This is a genomic window from Flavobacterium sp. GW823-FHT04A11, assembly GCF_058796535.1.
Genome location: NZ_CM179503.1, coordinates 2,885,825 through 2,907,026 on the forward strand (window position 1 = coordinate 2,885,825; position 21,202 = coordinate 2,907,026).

Genomic DNA, 21,202 nt, shown 5'->3' on the forward strand with positions numbered 1-21,202 from the left:
TATGAATAGAATTACGATTGCGCAAAAAGCTTTTTGGTGTGATCAATCATATTTTGTTTTTCATTCATTACAAATGTTCTGAAATCTTTAAATTCACTAAAAACCTCTTCATAATTATTCATGAGATGGTTTATAAGTTCTGTTACCTTTTCAGTTTGCATTTCATTTTCATGTAATTTATATTTTTCAGGAATTCCCAAATCTTCTTTAAAAGCAGATGTTCCATCACGTCCGGTTAATAAACAAACGCCTGAAACAAGTGCTTCTCTCGGAATTTTATCCCTGCCCGGAAAATATCCAAAATCAATATGAAGTTTGGCTTTTCGCAAAGTATTTCTCATTTCTTCTCTCGTCATACCAGTCAATGGTACCCAATTGTATTGCGGAAGAAGATTCATGAATTTTTCAATCTTATCCAGTCCTTTTTTTGGATTGTAAGTGATTATGTCTTCCTTGACAAAAGTTTTAGGAAGATTTTCAAAGAAAAGTTCCGTAACATAATCGCATAAATAAGCAATATCGTTATCTAGTTTTTTAGTCAATAAAAATTCTTTTGTTCTTTGAGACTGATACCAATGTGTAACTGTTTTATTTGGTTCAAATCGGTATTCGGTATGTTTAAAAGGGACAAATATTTTTCTGATCCAGTTCTTTTTCTTTTCCCGGCTATTCATTAAAACCTCATAAAAATCAAGACTTAACCACCATATTTTTTTTTCAGCCAAAGGATATTTAGCAATAAGATTTGTCATTGATTCAGGGATTATCATAACATTATTGGCACTGTCCTTTACTTTCATTACGTAAGGAACATTGTAATTTTTATAAAATGGATGTACAGGATCTTTTTTATATTTAGAATATAGCATTTTTGCATTATATCCAAGTAAATTAAGTACATAGCCTAATTGGTGTAATGCTTCCGGACCTCCAGTTGCTTTTTTAGGAGGACAGATAATGTATATATTTTGTGCCATTTAATTAAATTATTTTGTTGTATTATAAATTACATTTTCAATCCAGCCGTCCAGCGTGTATTTGTTCAAAATGTCATCAGGTAATTTTTCGTAATCTTTTTCAAAAAATGAAATCGGAATTTCCGGATTTTTTTCATCGATTACCAATATATTATTGGGATTATAAAAATCATAATTTACAATATCTGCATTTGTAGTTATTAACTTTTTTTGCAGACCAATGCTTTCAAAAACCCTAAAAGTTAATCCGTTTTGACCTTTTCGATTTACATCCAGTAAAACCTGTGATCTGTTTATATATTCTTTTATTTCTGATAGTGAAATATGGTTTGTAATAAATTCGATTGAAGATGTTTTCTTTCGGTATTTTTTATCGTAAACAAATATTTTATGACTGATATTGTTGGCTTTTAGATTATCTGCAATTTTAGATAGAAGATGTACTCTGCGATCTTTAGAAATAATATTAAAAACTTGATATTCAAAAGGTTTTTCAGTTGGTACAGAAGCAGAATTATAAATCCAGTTGGTTGCAAATTTCAGATTGTATTTTTGGCAGTCTTCTTTTTCAAATGAAAAAACTTCATCAAAATTTGGAATAACCCGAATTATTTTCGGACAGCGATAGGTGTTGTCATTAAAATAAGCCACCGTTTTTTTGCCATATTTCTTTAATTCCAAAACACTTTTCGGATCAATAAAATCGCCCTTTATAACTACTATTAAATCCTGGATATCATTAATTTCCTTAAGATTTTCAATGATTTTTTTTCCGTAATATTTCGTTTTTAAATTTTGTTTAAAAAAAGTTTTTAAAACAGCATTGTAAATCCTGTAAAGGACATTAGGATAGTTATATTCATATTTATTAAAATTAATATGATGAACATTGTGACCCTTTTGTTTCAAAGAGATCGCTATGTGATTATTAAATCCCCAGTTATCCAGACTTATTAGAGTAATACGCATAATGTGTGTTTTATTACAATCAAGTAAAAATTATTTTAATAATAGTTAATAATTCCGCATACTATCTAAATTCTACATTATATAGTAAGCGGGGTTTTTCTTTTTAGAGAAATTCTATAATTAATAAAAGGGGTAGTTTTTATAGTAAAATATTTTTATATACGTTTAAATATTCAGAAGCTGCGACTTTCCAGTCAAAAACTGAAGCTCTTTCTTTTAAAAGGGTTTCACATTCCTGTTTGTTATTTTCGTAATGATTCAATCCGTCAAAAAGTATGTTTTTCATATATTCAGGATCAAAATTGGTCCAGTAATTGGCTTCGTTTCCACCAATTTCGGGTAATGAAGTTTTATCCGATAAAAAAACCGGCTTACCAAAGCTCATTGCTTCGATAGGAGGCAATCCAAATCCTTCTCTGATAGATGGAAAAAGAAAAGCGCTGCAGTTTTTCATAAAGAATTGTTTTCCTTCATCCGTTACTTTTCCGGTTAAAAAAACCTGGTTGGTTAGTCCATTATCGCTAATCAGTTTTTTTATTTCTTCACCGTATTTTTTATCATTATTACCTGAAATAATTAAATTAAAATCTTTAATTAACTTCATCATATTGATAATAGCACCATAATTTTTTCTTTCAATAAAATCACCAATAGTGTAAAAAAATGGTTTATTAACAGGAACAGCTGCAATATAAGAGGATGTGTCCAATAAGTTTGTAATAGGATTTCCGTTATGAATTACATATTCCGGAACATTAGGAACATTAAAATATTGGTGTGTCTGTGTTTTTGAAAACTCTGAAATATAAGTAATTGCGGTTGCTTTATTCAGTTTTTCTAAAAAAAGTTTATTTCGTTTATGGTTGATGTCAGAAGAAACTTCTTCGGTAAAATTAACATCATGAATAGTCAGTAAATACTTTTTACATTCAGCAGGTTCAACTTTTGTATTTTGATTTACAGAATGCCATAAATCATAATTTTTACGTGTTCTGAAAATTTTTAATCTTGATAAACTGGTATATTTATGATAATCGAATTTTTTGCCAAATTCATTTTCAAGCGCGTTGATGTCTGTGGCATTTAATGTTAGTTTCATCTCATCAAAATTCAATTCAGACAGACCTTTAATTAATTCATAATTAAATGTTCCTAAACCGCCTGCTCTGTTATTGATATTGTGAGTTTCTAGAAAAACACTTTTTTGATTTGACATTGATCCAATTTTTTTCACGAAAATACAATATTAATTTGAAGTGTTAAATTGTATATGTATTTTTGTTGTCCATAAAAAACTTCCCATGAATTTTAAAGTAAATCCAATTTTTACTAAAGACACTACATCAATTCTTGATACTATTAAATCATTTAGTAATAAAGGAGTTCTTTTCGGTAATGGACAGCGTAATGTTATTAAGTTATTCGATCTAAACGATAAAACAATTAACATTAAGTCGTTTAAAATTCCTAATCTCATAAATAAGATTGCTTATAAATATTTTCGAAAATCAAAAGCAAGACGCTCTTTTGAGTATGCCACAATTTTATTAGAAAGAGGTATTGGTACGCCTCAGCCAATTGCTTTTCTTGAAAATTTTAACTTGCTTGGATTGCAGGACAGTTATTATGTAAGTGAACATCTGGTAACAGAACTTACGTATAGAGAACTTGTAGAAATTCCGGATTATCCTGATCGTGAAAACATATTGCGACAATTTACCAGATTTAGTTTTGAATTGCACGAAAAAGGAATTGAATTTCTGGATCATTCACCGGGAAATACTTTGATAAAAAAGAATGCTGAAGGGAATTATGATTTTTTTCTGGTTGATTTAAACCGAATGGAATTTCATAAATCAATGAGTTTTGAAATGCGAATGAACAACTTGCGAAGATTAACGCCATTAAAAGAAATGGTTGCAGTAATGAGCAATGAATATGCAAAATTATACACAGAATCTGAGCAAAAAACGTTTGATACTTTATGGAAATACACGGCTGATTTTCAGGAGCAATTTTACAGAAAAAAACGTTTAAAGAAGAAACTTAAATTCTGGAAGAAGTAATTTTTTGAAGTGTTTTATATCTGATAAAAATACTATAAGCATTTAAATAACAAATTATAATTCCTTTTACGCCGTCTAAAAAACCAAAGCGGACTAAAAACTGATATAAAAAGGTATAAAAAGGATGGAGAATCATTAATAATGTTGATGGTTTCTGTCCTTTTTTTAATTTTTCATTTGCTTTTAAAATGCCATAATTATACATTTTCGCTTTATAATCTTTGTAATTAGCATACGAAAAATGAATCAGCTTGTTTTTTAAAGTGGCAACAGATCCATTTACTATTAATTTTTCGTGAACCAATCTGTCTTCCGTATATCTGCAGTTTGTTTTATTAAAAAGCCTGAAAATTTTATCAGTCTGCCAGCCGCTAAAACGCAATTTTCTGCTTTTAAAAATAAAAGTTCTGTAAATCAAATAAGCACTTGCAGCGTTTGGATTATTTATTGTCGAAATAATTTCGGCTTTTAAATTGGGCGTTAATCTTTCATCTGCATCAATAAATAATATCCACGGATTTCTTGCCTGATCTAAGGTGAAATTCCGCTGAGCTGTATAATTAAGAAATGGGTTTTGAATCAATTTCACGTTTTCAAATGATTCAATTATTTTAACCGTCTCATCGGTACTAAATGAATCGACGACAATTATTTCATCAGCAAAATCGATATCCTCAAGTAATGATTTTATATGAAGTTCTTCGTTAAACGTAATTATCAGAACCGATAACTTTTGCTTTTCATTAGTATTCATCAGATTGTTTTTACTTTTTTCAATTTTTATATTCTTGAAAATAAGTATCTAATTTTTCAAGCATCAGAGGCAAAGGATATTCATTATAATATTCAAAAGTGTGCTCTTTTATATATTGCTCTGTATGCTGTTCGTATATTTCAGGTTTTAGATCTTTTAAATGAATTGACGCATTTTTAGCTTCATTTTCAAATAATTGCCAGGTTTCTTTTCGTACGGAAGGTGTAAAAATTGAGAAAGTCGGAACTTCAAGTGCTTTTGCCATATTTACTGCGCCGCCTTCATTGCCAATAAGCATTTCACATTGTGATAATAAAGCCAGAAAAGAACGCAATTCTGTACAATAAAGATCAAAAACAATATGCTTTTTTGTTTCTTCTGTACAATAATTATATACTTCTAATGCGAGATCTTTTTGATAAGGAACGTAATTAAAAATAATAGTTGCATTTGTTTTGGCAACAGTAAAATCAATGATTTTCGCCATTCCTTCCAGCGGATAAGTTTTATAAACTTCACTTCCTAAAATTCCAAACATGATCAATGGCTTTTCTGCCGTATTAATGTTGTAGCTTTTTAGAAGATTTTTTGCTTCATTTATTTCAGATTCTTTCAAAAATATCTTTGGTTTTACATCTGTAATTTTTTCAGATATAAAAGGTTTCAGCAATAACAATCTGTTTTCAATTGCTAATCCATGTTCTGATTTTACAGCATCAAAACGTTTGTAAGTGTAATTGTAGATGATTTTTGTATACGATTTATGATAGGAAACTTTGTATTTTGCTCCCGAAAATAAAGTAATCAGATTGGTTTCTAATTTGCTGTAAACATCAATTACGGCATCATATTTTTTTCTTCGAATCTCAAAAATGAATTTAAATAAAGAAGGAATTGATTTTCTTACCTTATTACTTAATGGAATAATATTGTCAATATTTGGATTCTCTTTTAGTACATCAACAGAATTAGGATAGCACATATAATCTATCACTGAATCCGGAAACTTTGTTTTTAAGTTGTTGCAAATTATAGTACTTGTTAATACGTCTCCAATTCTTTTTTGCTGAATGACTAATATTCTCATTTATTTTTAAGTTCGATTTTCAAGGCTAAATTACAAACTATTTTATGAAGTGCACAACCGTATGATGAGAATAAGAGCAAACTAAATTAAAAAAATCATATTTTTGTGGCTAATAAATTAAAATTTACAATGGAAATTAGCGGTTTGGTTATTACTTTCAATGAAGAGAAAAACATAGGAAAATGTATTGATGCATTACTAAAAGTATGTGATGAAGTCATTATTGTAGATTCATTCAGCAAAGACCGCACTGTTGAAATTGCAAAAGAAAAAGGCGCAATAGTTATCGAACAGACTTTTTTAGGAGACGGACCACAGCGTACACACGGATTGCCATATTGTAAAAATGACTGGATTTTGAATCTTGATGCAGATGAGTTTCTGGATAAAGATGCCGAAGAATTTATTTTGAATAAAAAATATTTAGGCACAAACCATGATGCTTTTAGTTTCAGGGTAAAAAACTTTTTAGGAAATAAACTGATCGATTTTTCAGGATGGTATCCGGATCATAAAGTTCGTTTTTTTAATAAACAAACTGCTCGTCCTTCAGACTCAAAAGTGCATCAAAAAATAATTACTCAAAATGAGAAAAAAGTAGCCGTGCACATATTACATTACGGTTGGGATTCTTTAGATCAGATAATTGCCAAAAAAAATCAATATTCTGGCTGGCATGCCCAACAATTATATGATCAGGGAAAAAGAATAAATGCTTTTAAACCGGTTCTTAATGGTACAGTAGCTTTTATTCGCTGTTATTTTTTTAAGAAAGGAATTTTTAACGGAATTGACGGATTGTCGATTGCCATGATTCAAAGTTTTTTCTCTTATATGAAATATGCGAAGCTTTTGAAACTTCAGAAAAAAGAATAAATACAACCTTTAAATAAAAAATTCCAAATTCCAATCATAATAATTGGAATTTGGAATTTAAAATATTGGAATTTAAATCTTAAACAGCAACATCATATTCACGAAGCGCATTGTTTAATGAAGTTTTTAAATCTGTAGATGGTTTACGAGTACCAATAATCAACGCACATGGAACCTGAAATTCACCTGCAGCGAATTTTTTAGTATAACTTCCAGGAATTACAACAGAACGCGCAGGAACAAAACCTTTCATTTCAACAGGCTCATCTCCGGTAACATCGATAATTTTTGTTGAAGCAGTCAAACAAACGTTAGCACCAAGAACAGCTTCTTTACCAACGTGAACACCTTCTACAACAATACAACGAGAACCAATAAAAGCACCGTCTTCAATAATTACTGGAGCAGCTTGCAAAGGTTCTAAAACACCACCAATACCAACACCACCGCTTAAGTGAACGTTTTTACCAATTTGAGCACAACTACCTACAGTTGCCCAGGTATCAACCATTGTACCTTCGTCTACATACGCACCAATATTTACATAACTTGGCATCAAAATTACACCACTAGAAATATAAGCTCCGTAACGTGCAACAGCATTTGGTACTACACGAATTCCTTTTTCAGCATAACCTCTTTTTAGCAACATTTTATCGTGATATTCGAAAATACCAGATTCCCATGTTTCCATTTTTTGAATTGGAAAATACATTACAACAGCTTTTTTTACCCATTCGTTTACTTGCCACTTGTCGCCAACTGGTTCAGCACAACGTAATTTTCCTGCATCAACCAATTCGATAACTTCTCTGATCGCATCAGTTGTTGCTGTTTCTTGTAATAAAGCTCTGTTTTCCCAAGCTTGTTCAATTATAGTCTGTAAAGAATTCATAAGTTTTAATTTTTTGCAAAGATAGCGTATTTGGGCAAAAGCAAAAGAGTAAAAGTATTTGAAAATGTTACAGGTGTAACTTTTTGTTTTGAATTTGATAAATAAATAAAGGTTTCATAGTGATAATGAAAATCACAAATACCTTTAAAAGTTTTTTTAATATCAGAATATGACAAAAATCAGGTTTTGTGATTTTACTTCCCATTAATTTCGCGGCATGATTTCTAAGAATTGGAATCGTAACAATCCAAAAACAAAAGATTTAATCTACATAAATATGAATCAGGAAAACCAACTTCAGAGACAAGAGCGAACTATTATAGATAAAGAAGTTTCATGGGACAAAACTCAGGTTATTATGAGTAAAACAAATGCATTTGGTATTATAGAATATGCAAATGAAGTATTTGTTGATGTTTCAGGTTACGAGGATTATGAATTAATGGGACAGCCTCATAATATCATTCGCCATCCGGATATGCCAAAAGTAATTTTTAAAGTATTATGGGAAAATCTTAAAAAAGGAAAAAACTTTCATGCTATTGTAAAAAATCTGGCTAAATCGGGAAGGTATTATTGGGTAATTACTGATTTTGAAATTTCGAGAGACGAAAATGATGTTATTGTGAATTATTTCGGAAGAAGACAAGCGGTTCCACAAGAAGTTATTGCCTTGCATATTGAGCCTTTATATAAAAAATTACTGCAAATTGAAGCAGCAAGCGGAATGGAATTCAGTGAAAAATATCTGATTGGTTTTTTGGAAGAAAAAAAGAAAAGTTATGTAGAATATATTAAAGACTTAATTTTTGAACATGAAAAGGGGCATGCAAAATTTGCTCAATATGAAGAACAAATCCACGAAGAAGAGGAAGAGGAGGAAAGAGGTTTCTTTAAACGTTTATTTAATAGATAATTATCGATTTTTTTAGGTTTGAATATTTGAATTTTTAGGTTTTTAAATATTTGGTAAAAGATCCGTTTTGAGTTTTCAAAGCGGATTTTTTGTGACTTTAAATCTTATAAGATACAAACTTCAAGAGTTTCTATTTAATTTTGATTTTCCTTTCTATCTTTGAATAAAAATCAAAATGCCAAGAATCCTCTCCATAGACTACGGACAAAAACGCACCGGAATTGCTGTTACAGATGAAATGCAGATTATAGCTTCCGGCTTGACTACGATTCCAACAAATACTGTAATTGATTTTCTGAAAGACTATTTTGCAAAAGAAAAAGTCGAAGCTGTATTAATCGGTGAACCCAAACAAATGAATGGACAGCCGTCTGAAAGCGCTTCAATAGTGAAAGGATTCGTAACTCATTTTTCGAATATTTTTCCGGATATGAAAGTCGTTCGTGTTGATGAACGTTTTACTTCAAAAATGGCATTCCAAACCATGATCGATAGCGGACTCAGTAAAAAACAGCGTCAGAACAAAGGATTGATCGATGAAATTTCGGCCACAATAATGCTTCAGGATTATCTATCCTCTAAAAGATTTTAGGTTTTTTTATTGAATTCACATATCGCTTTGTTTTTTAGAAAAACATAACTTTTATCATGGAAAATTAGTTTTTTTTTTGCAATTATATAAAGTACCTTTGCATTTTAAAATAAATACTGTTATGCCTGACGAAACGATACGTTCAAATAGTGATGTAGTACTGATTGGAGCTGGAATTATGAGTGCCACTCTTGGAGTGATTTTGAAAGAGTTACAACCCGATATTAAAATTGAAATTTACGAAAGACTTGATGTTGCTGCTGCCGAAAGTTCTGATGCCTGGAATAATGCAGGAACCGGTCATTCTGCCTTTTGTGAATTAAACTACACGCCCGAAAAGGCTGACGGAAGTATTGATCCCAAAAAAGCAATAAGTATAGCAGAATCATTTGAGGTTTCACGCCAATTCTGGTCGTATTTAGTGCAGCAAAATAAAGTTCCGTCTCCCGAAAATTTTATAAAAAGTGTTCCCCACATGAGTTTTGTATGGGGCGATAAAAACGTAGAATATCTTAAAAACAGATTCGAAGCCTTACAAAGCAATCCAATTTTTTCTCAAATGACTTTTAGTACAGATTTTGAGCAATTAAAACAATGGATGCCGCTTGTAATGGAAGGCAGAGAAAATACTGAAAAATTAGCTGCAACTCATATGCCTATTGGTACCGATGTGAATTTTGGTGCCTTAACCAGAAGCATGTTCAATTATTTAGAAAAACTGGATGGTGTTTCTTTGCATTTTAATCACGAAGTTAAAAAGTTAAGACAACGCGAAGATAAATCATGGAGAATTAAAATTACTGATTTATCAACCGGTAATACCAGAAAAGCTTATACTAAATTTGTTTTTATTGGTGCAGGCGGAGGTTCATTACCATTGTTAGAAAAAGCAAATGTTCCGGAAGGAAATGGTTATGGCGGTTTTCCTGTAAGCGGACAATGGCTAAAATGTACAAATCCGGAAGTAATTGCAAAACACCAGGCAAAAGTATACGGAAAAGCAAGTGTTGGAGCGCCTCCAATGTCAGTTCCGCATATTGATACACGTGTAATTGATGGTGAGAAAGCACTTCTTTTTGGGCCTTTCGCAGGATTTTCGACTCGTTTCTTAAAAAACGGATCGTATCTTGATTTACCATTATCTATAAAAGCAAACAATTTAATCCCAATGTTATCAGCGGGATATCACAATATACCTTTGACTAAATATTTGATCGAGCAGGTTCGTCAGTCTCCAAAAGACAGAATGAATGCACTTCGCGAATATTTGCCGACAGCACGTTCTAAAGACTGGAAATTAGAAAGAGCCGGACAACGTGTTCAGGTTATTAAAAAGGACGAAAAAGAAGGCGGGGTTTTAGAATTTGGTACAGAAGTAATCAATACACATGACGGAACTTTAGCAGTTTTATTAGGCGCTTCTCCGGGAGCATCTACAGCAGTTTCGATTATGATTGACTTAATAAGCAGATGTTTTACCAATCAAATTAAAACACCGGAATGGGAAGCAAAAATGAAAAACATGATTCCTTCTTACGGACAAACCTTAAACGATAAACCTGAGCTTTTACAAGAAATGAGAAAGCATACATCAGAAGTTTTAAAACTTAATAATTAAGATTTAAATTCTACATATAAACAACAAATCCAGATGAATTAATCTGGATTTGTTGCTTTAAGGTCTTTTGTGTTCTTTAAAATCTTCTCTGCAAGATTACTCATCCAGATCAATTGTTCGATAACCATTTGGGCTTCCTGCATTTTTGCCTGACGCGTCTCTTTGTCAAGTTCATCATCTGTTGCCAAACGATTAAAATTAATACGTTTAAGTTCTTCAAATTGCAAAGTCACATCTTCTTTTTCAAAAAAAGTATCCGTTACAATAGTTTCGTTTTTTAAAATCGAAATAGAATGATCCAGATTCAATAAAATAGTTTTTATAATATAATTGAATGATTCTGATGCCGATGTTGTTTGATGTGATTGAATATACGTCGATAAAGAAGCCAATGCCGAAAGTAAAGAATGATTTAATACGACCAATTTATTCACTAACGGCAAGGTCTTTTGCTTTGATTTGGGTTCTTGCATCATTCGCTGAAAAGAAGTCATTAAATTTCCGATTTCAACAAATGCATTTTTTCTGGCCAGTCTGTATGCAGTTGGAACTTCGCCTTTTTTATTATAGAAATCTGCAATTTGTTTCAGATAATTTCTGTTGGCACGAACCGAATTTTCAATATGTATCGGTGTGTTTATAAATTCCCAGGCCGGCCATAAAAACTGATTGGCTAAAAAAGCTAAAAGGGCACCGGCAATTGAATCTAATATTCGAAACTGGATTACTTCAACCACATTTGGCGTTAAAATTCCGTAAATAAAAACAACGTACATCGTTACAAAAGTGGCACTTATTTTATAGTTGATTTGCGTAAATGAAATTCCAAGCAACATACAAACAATAGAGAAAATACTCAGCGCAACATGGTTTTGAACTAATGAAACAATCCCAAAAGCAAGTAATCCCCCTAAAATAGTTCCGAAAATTCGGTTATAAGACCTTTCTTTTGTCAACCCATAACCAGGTCGCATGATGACCACAATGGTTAATAAAATCCAATATACATTTTGAAAAGGCAGAAATTTTCCAATGATAAAACCGATCAGAATAGTAATAGTCAAACGCAGCGAATGCCTAAAAATTGAAGACGAAAAACTCATATTTTCTGTCAGCGTGCGTAATGGATAATATTGAGGAGTGAGGAATTTTTCCAGCTCTTTGTCTTTATCTTTTAATTTATAAGATTGCATTGCAAGTGAAAAAGCCCTTTGTATAATTTTGATTTTTCCAACTTGGTTTTTAGCATATTTCAGCATATTGGTTAACATCAAAACACCTTCGGCGGCTTCGTCTCTGCCTAACGTTTTTTCATAGTCAAAAATGGCAAATTCAAGTGCGTCAAGTTCATTTTTTAAATCGTGTTTGTCAACATAAACAGCAATATGATGTACGTTTTTAGATAGTTTTTTTAAAGTAGAAGCCAGTTTGTAAGCTACATTTTGATACGTTCGCAAAACTTCGGGATGACGGGAAAATTTTTCATGAAGTTTACTGTGATCAAATGAAGTGTATAACGCAAGTTCCTGAATTTCAACCAAAGTAATAAAAACAAGCAGCATTTTTCTGTTTTGGCTTGTTGCTGCAGAGGTGTTTTGGTTTCCGATAAGTACTTTTCGTAAATCTTCATTAATTAAATTTAATTCAACCTGAAGCGCTAATTGTTTTTCAATAATAGCCGTTCGTTTGGCTTCCGGACTCCATAAATCTCCTCTCAGTTTTAAATATTTGGCTGTTAACTTTATGCCTTCGGCAATTTGTAATTCGACATATTTATAAGGATGTACAAAGTGGAATACCATAGATACAATCAAATATAAAATTCCCCCAATAAATATAAAACCTGAATATTGAAAAGCTTCCCAGCCCTGGTGTAAATGACCAAATGATAAAGAAATAGAAAGTAATGCCGAGAACGAAACCAAAGTTGCTCGCTGCCCGTAAACAGAAATCATGGAGCATAAAAAAAGCAATAAACCTAAAAACGGATAAAATAAAAATGGAAAAGGATACGCTAAATTGACCAGCAAGTTAACTCCTGAAACAATAAACGAAGCAACAATAAGTCCTTTAACCTTATGTTTTAAAGTACTCGGAATATCACTTGGATAAGTAAAAAAAGCACCAAGCGCAATAGTAAAACCAATTTCGAAGTAGCCTAGAAAATTCAAAATTAAAACAGGAACAACAGAAGCAATGGTTACTTTTGAAGCATTAAAAAAAGAAGTACTGTTTGTGAATTTTGTGATACGTTCGTACATATAATTAGGTTTACTAGCAAAGGTAAGAATTGTACGAATTAATTTGGCATAATTATAGATGAGATTTTAATAAGCAGTCAAAAATGCGATTAATGTGTGTTTACAATTATTCATTGACTATTTTTTACTATTTTTGCCAGCTGAATTATGAGAGCAAATTTCAATGTTTTCAGCAGATAAAACTTAAATTAATACGAATGATTTTACCAATTGTAGGATATGGTGATCCTGTTTTAAGAAAAGTGGGCGCGGCAATTACGCCGGATTATCCCAACTTAAAAGAAACAATAGCAAACATGTATGAAACCATGTACAATGCTTTCGGCGTAGGATTGGCTGCACCGCAGGTTGGTATGGCAATTCGAGTGTTTGTTATTGACACAACACCTTTTAGCGATGATGAAGATGTGTCGAAAAAAGAGCAAAGTGATTTAAAAGGTTTCAAAAAAACTTTTATCAATGCTAAAATTGTTAAAGAAGAAGGTGAGGAGTGGAGTTTTAACGAAGGCTGCCTGAGTATTCCGGATGTTCGTGAAGATGTTTATAGAAAACCAACCGTAACAATTGAATACTGCGAGGAAGATTTTGTAATGAAAACCGAAGTTTTTGACGGATTAATCGCCAGAGTTATTCAGCATGAATACGATCATATTGAAGGGATTTTATTTACGGATAAAATATCTTCTTTGAAAAAACGTTTGATTCAGAAGAAATTGAAAAATATTACTGAAGGAAAAACTTTTCAGGAATATAGAATGAAATTTGCTGCGGCAAAAAAAGGGAGATAAATGATGTTCGGATAAAGAACGCAAAAAAAAGAAATTCTTAATACTAATTTTAATAAACATGAATTTAGAGAAAATTTTAGCCATTTCTGGGAAACCAGGTTTATATGTATTGAAAGTGCAAACTCGTACAGGTTTTGTGGCAGAATCATTAACAGACGGAAAAAAAATTACAGTAAACTTAAAAAGTAATGTAAGCTTATTATCTGAGATTTCAATCTATACTTACGAAGGCGAAAAACCGTTGACTGAAGTAATGCAGCTTATTGCAAAAAAAGAGAAGAATGGCCAGGCGATTTCTCACAAAGAAGATAATGCGACATTAACAGCTTACTTTAAAGAAATTTTACCTGATTTTGATGAAGAAAGAGTTTATCCTTCTGATATTAAAAAAGTATTAAACTGGTACAATACACTTCAGGCTAAAGGTTTAGTTACAGATTTGGCTCCGGCTCCGGCTGAAACTAAAGAAGAAACTACGGTTGCTGAAGAAAAACCAAAGAAAGCTCCGGCTGCTAAAAAAGCAAAAGCTAAAAAAGAAGAATAGTCATATCTTCCATTAAATATATTAATCCTGTTGAGAGTTTTCTTGACAGGATTTTTTACTTTTACAACATTCGGTTTACAATCCAAAAAAACTTCTAAAATGAGTAAAGAACTTCAACTTCAGGCTTTCGAACGATTATTAATTATAATGGATGAGTTGCGTGAGCAATGTCCTTGGGATAAAAAGCAGACTTTGCAGACACTGAGACATCTTACAATCGAAGAAACGTATGAATTGGGAGATGCAATTTTGGATAATGATCTAAATGAAGTAAAAAAAGAGTTAGGAGATTTATTACTGCACATTGTTTTTTATGCAAAAATAGGGTCAGAAACCAATGATTTTGATATCGCTGATGTCTGCAATGAAATTTGCGAAAAACTAATTCACCGCCATCCTCATATTTATAGTGATACAGTTGTAAAGGACGAAGAAGAAGTAAAACAGAACTGGGAAAAACTAAAATTAAAAGAAGGAAAAAAATCTGTTTTAGAAGGAGTTCCAAGAAGTTTACCGGCATTAGTTAAAGCAAGCCGAATTCAGGATAAAGTAAAAGGCGTTGGCTTTGACTGGGAAGAACCGCATCAGGTTTGGGATAAAGTTCAGGAAGAATTACAGGAACTTCAGGTAGAAGTTGCGGCCGGTGATCCCGATAAAATTGAAGCTGAATTTGGAGATGTGTTATTCTCCATGATTAATTACGCCCGTTTTTTAAATATTAACCCTGAAGACGCATTAGAACGCACTAATAAAAAGTTCATTAAACGTTTTCAATATCTTGAAAGTAAAGCAGGTGAGCTAGGAAAACCGTTAATGGACATGACACTTGCAGAAATGGATGTGTTTTGGAATGAAGCTAAAAAACTCTGATTATTCAGCTAGTTTTTTTAATGCTTTTACATTTTTAAGCAAGATTTTTTTGCCCACCAATTCTATTAATTCTAATTTATTAAAATCAGATAGTAAACGAATACAGCTTTCGGTTGCCGTTCCTATCATTCCGGCTAATTCTTCTCTTGTAAGTTGCACTTTTAGGGTTTTGTCCTCATTTTCTCCAAAAAAATCATGAAGATAAAGTAATGTTTCTGCCAGTCTTTGTTTTACGGTTTTTTGAACTAAGGCTATTTTATCGTTTTCAGATTCCTTAAGGTCTTCGCATACAGATTGCATCAATTTCATAGAAAACTGATTGTTATTATTAAAGAAACCAATAATTTCAGATTTCGGAATAAAACAAACTTCCATATCTGCAACAGCTTTTGCAGTAAGGTTCGCAGGTTCGTTACTAATCATAGAACGTTGTCCTAAAAGTTCTCCAGATTTAACTAGTTTTACAATCTGATCTTTCCCGTTAGCACTAAGTTTTGAAAGTTTTCCAACTCCGTCTTTCACACAAAAAACACCATTGGTTATTTCTCCTTCTTCAAAAATTGCTTCTCCTTTTTTAATAGTATAAGTAGTTTTACTATTGGCAAGTTTTATAACTTCATCTTTGTTTAAGGCTTGCAGCGAAGTTAGCTGGCGAACGATACATTGGTCACATTTATTCATGACAAAAATTTTAAGCAAAATTAACTAATATTAGTATCTAAAAACACTACTAAAGGAGAAAAAATTAATAAAAAAAGTTTAATCGCAATTTGCCTTTTTTATTTTTAGTACTTTAGAATCATAATTTAATAAACTATGATAAATGTCATATTTATAGTCTTTTGCAATTTATAAACTTTGCATAAGTTAAAAAAAACAAATTATGAGTGAGCAAAGTTGTTTTCATTGTGGGCTGACCATTGCTAAAAATGAAGAAATCAATTTTGATGAAAAAAAGTTTTGTTGTAATGGCTGTAAAACAGTTTACGAAATTTTTAGTCTCAATGATTTAACTTGCTATTACGATTTTGAAAAATCACCCGGTGCTACTCCTCAAGACATTAAAGGAAAATATGATTTTCTGGATAATGAAGCTATCTTATCAAAAATTTTAGAATTTCAGGAAGGTAATACTTCTATTGTTTCCTTAAATATACCGCACATTCATTGTAGTTCTTGTATTTGGATTCTTGAAAACCTCAACCGATTACAATCCGGAATCAGTATTTCTCAGGTTAATTTTCCAGATAAAAAAGTTCGAATTACTTATAATTCTGATGTTGTTTCGCTAAAAGAAATCGTTTATATGCTTAGTTCAATAGGCTATGAACCCTATATAAGTCTTGAAAATTATGAAACGGGCAAAAACAATATAGACAGAACTCTTACCTATAAATTAGGAGTTGCCTTTTTTTGCTTTGGAAATATCATGTTACTTTCCTTTCCCGAATATTTTGAAATTAAAGAGTTTTGGCTCGATAATTATAAACCCTTCTTCAGAGCTTTAATTTTTATGCTGTCATTGCCAAGTTTTTTATATTCGGCAAGCGGTTATTATGTTTCAGCTTATAAAAGTATTAAATCTAATATGTTAAGCATTGATATTCCGATCGCTTTAGGAATTATCGTAATGTTTATCCGAAGTACTTTTGATATGATTATGGATTATGGTCCGGGTTTCTTTGACAGTTTAACAGGTTTGGTTTTCTTTATGCTGCTGGGAAAAATGTTTCAAATTAAAACCTATAGTTTTTTAAGTTTTGAAAGAGATTTTAAATCCTATTTTCCTATCGCTGTTACTAAGATAAATCCAGATACAACTGAAGAAAGTGTTCCTATATATGATGTTTTAAAAGGCAATCGATTATTAATTCGAAATCAGGAATTAATTCCGGTTGATGGAATTTTAATAAGTGAAAAAGCTGAAATAGATTATAGTTTTGTAACAGGAGAAGCAATTCCGATAACCAAACAATCCGGAGACAAAATTTTTGCAGGAGGAAAGCAGATTGGTAAAATTATCGAAATGGAAGTTTTGCATTCCGTTTCACAAAGTTACCTGACACAATTGTGGAGTAATGAAATCTTTCAAAAAAATGTAGATCAAAAGTATAAAACAATTACTGATACGATTAGCAGATATTTTACACCAATATTATTGTTGATAGCCTTTGCCGGTTTAGGTTATTGGATTTTTATTGATGCTAATATCGCTTTTAATGTGTTTACAGCAGTACTTATTGTAGCATGTCCTTGCGCATTGGCACTTACAGCTCCGTTTACTTTTGGTAATATTCTGAGAATTTTAGGTAAACAAAAAATGTATCTTAAAAATGCTTTGGTTATAGAACAATTGGCAAAAGTTGATACTATAGTTTTTGATAAAACAGGTACAATTACAACAAATAAAAAAGCAGATATCACCTATGAAGGCGAATTAATTTCGGAAGAAAATTATATCCTGATTAAAAATGTACTTCGTGCTTCAAATCATCCTTTAAGTAGAATGTTATATGACTTTTTACCTGAAACAAAGAGAATCAAAATTGACGATTTTCAGGAAATAACAGGAAAGGGAATTCAGGCAATGATTCAGGACAAACAAATTCAGATTGGCTCAGCAGAATTCGTCAAAGATTCACTTATAGAAATATCAGAAACAGAAAAAACTTCGCTTCATATTAAGATAGATAATGTTTATTCTGGCAGATTTGTATTTAAAAATAAATATCGTGAAGGTTTGCAGGAATTATTTTTAAAACTGAGTAAAACCTACCAAATAAAGGTGTTGTCCGGTGATAATGATGGAGAAAGAGAAAGCCTCGAAGCAATTTTACCAAAAAATAGAGAACTTATTTTTAATCAAAAACCCGAACAAAAGCTAGAGTTTATAAAGAAACTTCAGGAAAAAGGACAGAATGTAATGATGGTTGGAGACGGGTTAAACGATGCCGGTGCTTTGGCTCAAAGTAATGTCGGAATCTCTATTTCTGAAAATGTCAATGTTTTTTCTCCTGCTTGCGACGCAATTTTGGATGCAGGCGAATTTTCAAGATTAGATTATTTTTTAAAGTTATCCCATAACTCCATTTCGATAATTAAGATGAGCTTTGTCTTGTCTCTCCTTTATAACATTGTTGGTTTATCCTTTGCTGTCACTGGAAATTTACTTCCTTTAGTTGCTGCTATAATTATGCCGTTGAGTACAATTACGATTGTAAGTTTTGTTACTTTAATGTCTAATTATTTCAGTAACAGTAGTTTAAAATGATTATAAATAATTATATTATTATTTTTCCTACATTTATAAAATCTATTCAAAACTTTAACATATCTCTTCAAATATGATAATTATCATATTTTACCCGCCTGTTACCTATTAATTTTGTTAACATAAATTTAGGGTATGAGTGTCATTTATCTATTAATTTCAGTAAGTATTTTTGTCGCAATCTGTTTCTTTATTGCCTTTATTGTCGCTGTAAAATCAGGACAATATGATGATGATTATACTCCGTCGGTCAGAATGCTTTTTGACGACGAGACCAAGGTTATTTCAAAAAATAATATTTCACCAACCGAAGAAAAACAAGTATAATTATGGAAATGGAACAGTTTTATTACGACAACAAAATTGTAAAAAAATTCATTTACGCCACGATCCTTTTTGGAGTTGTGGGTATGTTAGTAGGGCTAACCCTGGCGGTTATGTACCTTTTTCCCAATATCACAGATGGGATTTCATGGCTTAGTTACGGTCGTTTAAGGCCTTTGCATACCAATGCAGTTATTTTTGCTTTTGTTGGTAATGCATTTTTCGCCGGTATGTATTACTCGTTACAAAGGTTGTTAAAAGCCAGAATGTTTAGTGATTTTTTAAGTGACCTGCACTTTTGGGGATGGCAGCTTATCATTGTTGCAGCTGCTATTACATTGCCTTTAGGTTATACCTCTTCAAAAGAATACGCAGAACTCGAATGGCCAATTGATATTGCCATAGCGTTAATTTGGGTAGTAATGGGAATCAACATGATAGGTACAATGTTACGCCGTAGAGAGCGTCATTTGTATGTTGCTATCTGGTTTTATCTTGCTACGTTTGTAACAGTTGCTGTTTTGCATATTTTCAATAATATTGAACTTCCGGTTTCAGCTCTTAAAAGTTATTCCGTTTATGCAGGAGTTCAGGATGCATTGGTACAATGGTGGTACGGTCATAATGCGGTTGCATTTTTCTTAACAACGCCATTTTTAGGTTTGATGTATTACTTTGTTCCAAAAGTAGCAAACCGACCAATTTATTCTTATCGTTTATCAATTATACATTTCTGGTCCTTAATCTTTATTTATATCTGGGCAGGACCGCACCATTTATTATATTCTGCATTGCCAAACTGGGCGCAAAATCTAGGTGTTGCATTTTCTATCATGTTAATTGCACCATCCTGGGGAGGAATGATCAACGGACTTCTGACTTTAAGAGGTGCATGGGATAAAGTTCGTGAAGAACCGGTTTTGAAATTCTTTGTAGTAGCCATTACAGGATACGGAATGGCAACTTTTGAAGGTCCGATGCTTTCATTAAAAAATGTAAATGCTATTGCTCACTATACAGACTGGATTATTGCACACGTACACGTTGGAGCTTTAGCATGGAATGGTTTTATGTCATTTGGTATAATTTATTGGTTAGTGCCAAGAATGACAAAAAGTAAATTGTTTTCTAATAAACTTGCAAATTTCCATTTCTGGATTGGTACGTTAGGAATCATTTTATATGCTGTACCAATGTATGTTGCAGGTTTTCTTCAGGCCTCAATGTGGAAACAATTTAATCCTGACGGAACTTTAACTTATGGAAATTTCCTTGAAACGGTTACTCAAATTATGCCAATGTATTGGATGAGAGCGATTGGAGGTTCATTGTATTTAATTGGTATGTTAACATTGGTTTACAATATTATCATGACGGTTAAAGCTGGAGAACCGGTAGAAGATGAATTAGCTCAGGCACCTGCTTTACAAAGAATTAGCAGCGGTAGAGTAAATGGAGAGAAATTCCACTCGTGGTTAGAAAGAAAACCAATTCAGTTAACGATTTTGGCGACAATTGCCATTTTAATTGGAGGTGTAATCCAGATTGTGCCAACTATTATGGTGAAATCAAATATTCCAACCATTTCAAGTGTAAAACCTTATTCACCTTTAGAATTGGAGGGACGTGATTTATATATTAGAGAAGGTTGCGTAGGCTGTCACTCACAATCAGTTCGACCATTCAGAAGTGAGGTTGAACGTTATGGGCCACAATCAAAAGCGGGTGAATTTGTTTACGATCATCCATTCCTTTGGGGATCAAAACGTACAGGTCCGGATTTGTTAAGAGTCGGTGGAAAGTATAATGACAATTGGCACTTTAACCATTTCTGGAATCCGCAAAGTATTTCTGCAGGTTCAATTATGCCAGGTTATAAATGGTTATTTGATAATAAACCGATGGATATTTCTTTAACCCAGAAGAAAATGCAGGCAATGGTTTCTTTAGGTGTTCCGTATTCTGAATCTGAAATTTCAAATGCGCAGCAAACATTAAGAACTCAGGCAATTTCAATAGAGAAAAGTCTTGAAAACGATCCTGATTTTGTAAAAAGTTATGAGGAAAGCAAGAGAAATGCAGCGGCAAGAAGAGAAAAATTTGTTCCGATGAATGAAAGAGAAATTGTTGCTCTGATAGCTTATATACAAAGACTTGGAACCGACATAAAAGTAAAAGAGACTTCTAAATTATAGCATTATGTTCGAACAAATAAAACACAATATGGAGAATATATCGGGTATAGAAATTTACCCGATTCTTTCGCTGCTGATATTCTTTTTCTTCTTTGTATTCTTAGGATTATGGGTCTTTACCTATAAAAAAGAAAAAATTAAGGAAATGAGTGAGATCCCTTTGCATGAAGGAAATAGTTTAATTTCAAAAGATATTTAA

20 protein-coding genes are annotated in these 21,202 nt (G+C 32.0%); 12 read left to right on the forward strand and 8 right to left on the reverse strand.

Going from position 1 to position 21,202, the window contains the following annotated elements; genetic code table 11:
* Positions 1-11: 11 nt before the first annotated feature.
* From AC3QL1_RS12400 to AC3QL1_RS12410, 3 genes are all read right to left on the reverse strand, one after another.
* Positions 12-977 carry a hypothetical protein gene (locus AC3QL1_RS12400; protein WP_492491748.1) on the reverse strand — a complete coding sequence of 322 codons (966 nt, stop codon included), beginning with the start codon at positions 975-977 and terminating at the stop codon, positions 12-14.
* Positions 978-986: 9 nt separating this feature from the next.
* Positions 987-1,946 (reverse strand): WaaS/CpsH family glycosyltransferase, encoded by a 960-nt coding sequence (locus AC3QL1_RS12405; RefSeq protein ID WP_492491750.1) that lies wholly within the window; start codon positions 1,944-1,946, stop codon positions 987-989.
* 139 nt (positions 1,947-2,085) lie between these two features.
* The gene (locus tag AC3QL1_RS12410) at positions 2,086-3,162 is read right to left on the reverse strand and encodes a glycosyltransferase family 4 protein (protein WP_492491752.1); all 1,077 of its coding nucleotides are present in this window, start codon (positions 3,160-3,162) and stop codon (positions 2,086-2,088) included.
* Positions 3,163-3,247: 85 nt separating this feature from the next.
* Between AC3QL1_RS12410 and AC3QL1_RS12415 the strand changes: the two genes are divergently transcribed.
* Positions 3,248-4,012 (forward strand): lipopolysaccharide kinase InaA family protein, encoded by a 765-nt coding sequence (locus AC3QL1_RS12415; protein ID WP_492491754.1) that lies wholly within the window; start codon positions 3,248-3,250, stop codon positions 4,010-4,012.
* Here the strand turns inward: AC3QL1_RS12415 and AC3QL1_RS12420 are convergent.
* Positions 3,993-4,766, reverse strand: a complete 774-nt coding sequence (locus tag AC3QL1_RS12420) for a glycosyltransferase family 2 protein (RefSeq protein ID WP_492491756.1) — start codon at positions 4,764-4,766, stop codon at positions 3,993-3,995. The two genes, AC3QL1_RS12415 and AC3QL1_RS12420, sit on opposite strands and share 20 nt — an antisense overlap.
* A gap of 19 nt (positions 4,767-4,785) precedes the next feature.
* Entirely contained in the window at positions 4,786-5,853 is a 1,068-nt protein-coding gene (locus tag AC3QL1_RS12425; protein ID WP_492491758.1) for a glycosyltransferase family 9 protein, read from the reverse strand.
* A 129-nt stretch (positions 5,854-5,982) separates the two neighbouring features.
* Here AC3QL1_RS12425 and AC3QL1_RS12430 point away from each other — a divergent pair, with 129 nt between their 5' ends.
* Entirely contained in the window at positions 5,983-6,729 is a 747-nt protein-coding gene (locus AC3QL1_RS12430) for a glycosyltransferase family 2 protein (protein ID WP_492497573.1), read from the forward strand.
* Positions 6,730-6,808: 79 nt separating this feature from the next.
* On the opposite strand, the gene AC3QL1_RS12435 is transcribed toward AC3QL1_RS12430, so the two are convergent.
* Positions 6,809-7,624, reverse strand: a complete 816-nt coding sequence (locus AC3QL1_RS12435; protein ID WP_035683702.1) for a 2,3,4,5-tetrahydropyridine-2,6-dicarboxylate N-succinyltransferase — start codon at positions 7,622-7,624, stop codon at positions 6,809-6,811.
* 277 nt (positions 7,625-7,901) lie between these two features.
* On the opposite strand from AC3QL1_RS12435, the gene AC3QL1_RS12440 reads away from it, so the two are divergent.
* From AC3QL1_RS12440 to AC3QL1_RS12450, 3 genes are all read left to right on the forward strand, one after another.
* Complete coding sequence (locus tag AC3QL1_RS12440; RefSeq protein WP_492497574.1) at positions 7,902-8,540, forward strand: PAS domain-containing protein; 639 nt, start codon at positions 7,902-7,904, stop codon at positions 8,538-8,540.
* A gap of 175 nt (positions 8,541-8,715) precedes the next feature.
* A complete protein-coding gene (gene ruvX, locus AC3QL1_RS12445) occupies positions 8,716-9,132 on the forward strand; it encodes a Holliday junction resolvase RuvX (protein ID WP_089352364.1) in 417 nt (138 codons plus the stop codon).
* A gap of 121 nt (positions 9,133-9,253) precedes the next feature.
* Entirely contained in the window at positions 9,254-10,750 is a 1,497-nt protein-coding gene (locus tag AC3QL1_RS12450; protein ID WP_492491760.1) for a malate:quinone oxidoreductase, read from the forward strand.
* A 38-nt stretch (positions 10,751-10,788) separates the two neighbouring features.
* On the opposite strand, the gene AC3QL1_RS12455 is transcribed toward AC3QL1_RS12450, so the two are convergent.
* Positions 10,789-13,011: an FUSC family protein gene (locus AC3QL1_RS12455; protein ID WP_492491762.1), complete on the reverse strand. Its 2,223-nt coding sequence runs from the start codon at positions 13,009-13,011 to the stop codon at positions 10,789-10,791.
* A gap of 197 nt (positions 13,012-13,208) precedes the next feature.
* On the opposite strand from AC3QL1_RS12455, the gene def reads away from it, so the two are divergent.
* The 3 genes from def (at position 13,209) to mazG (ending at position 15,213) form a co-directional block, all read left to right on the forward strand.
* Positions 13,209-13,799, forward strand: a complete 591-nt coding sequence (def, locus tag AC3QL1_RS12460; RefSeq protein WP_492491763.1) for a peptide deformylase — start codon at positions 13,209-13,211, stop codon at positions 13,797-13,799.
* 58 nt (positions 13,800-13,857) lie between these two features.
* Positions 13,858-14,343, forward strand: a complete 486-nt coding sequence (locus AC3QL1_RS12465; protein WP_492491764.1) for a DUF5606 family protein — start codon at positions 13,858-13,860, stop codon at positions 14,341-14,343.
* A 99-nt stretch (positions 14,344-14,442) separates the two neighbouring features.
* Positions 14,443-15,213: a nucleoside triphosphate pyrophosphohydrolase gene (mazG, locus tag AC3QL1_RS12470; RefSeq protein WP_492491766.1), complete on the forward strand. Its 771-nt coding sequence runs from the start codon at positions 14,443-14,445 to the stop codon at positions 15,211-15,213.
* On the opposite strand, the gene AC3QL1_RS12475 is transcribed toward mazG, so the two are convergent.
* Complete coding sequence (locus tag AC3QL1_RS12475) at positions 15,214-15,894, reverse strand: Crp/Fnr family transcriptional regulator (RefSeq protein ID WP_492491768.1); 681 nt, start codon at positions 15,892-15,894, stop codon at positions 15,214-15,216.
* A gap of 202 nt (positions 15,895-16,096) precedes the next feature.
* On the opposite strand from AC3QL1_RS12475, the gene AC3QL1_RS12480 reads away from it, so the two are divergent.
* The 4 genes from AC3QL1_RS12480 (at position 16,097) to AC3QL1_RS12495 (ending at position 21,202) form a co-directional block, all read left to right on the forward strand.
* Positions 16,097-18,484, forward strand: a complete 2,388-nt coding sequence (locus tag AC3QL1_RS12480; protein WP_492491769.1) for a heavy metal translocating P-type ATPase — start codon at positions 16,097-16,099, stop codon at positions 18,482-18,484.
* A 135-nt stretch (positions 18,485-18,619) separates the two neighbouring features.
* The gene (ccoS, locus tag AC3QL1_RS12485) at positions 18,620-18,811 is read left to right on the forward strand and encodes a cbb3-type cytochrome oxidase assembly protein CcoS (protein ID WP_264537031.1); all 192 of its coding nucleotides are present in this window, start codon (positions 18,620-18,622) and stop codon (positions 18,809-18,811) included.
* A 2-nt stretch (positions 18,812-18,813) separates the two neighbouring features.
* Complete coding sequence (gene ccoN / locus AC3QL1_RS12490) at positions 18,814-21,003, forward strand: cytochrome-c oxidase, cbb3-type subunit I (protein WP_492491770.1); 2,190 nt, start codon at positions 18,814-18,816, stop codon at positions 21,001-21,003.
* 4 nt (positions 21,004-21,007) lie between these two features.
* Positions 21,008-21,202 (forward strand): CcoQ/FixQ family Cbb3-type cytochrome c oxidase assembly chaperone, encoded by a 195-nt coding sequence (locus tag AC3QL1_RS12495; protein ID WP_492491772.1) that lies wholly within the window; start codon positions 21,008-21,010, stop codon positions 21,200-21,202.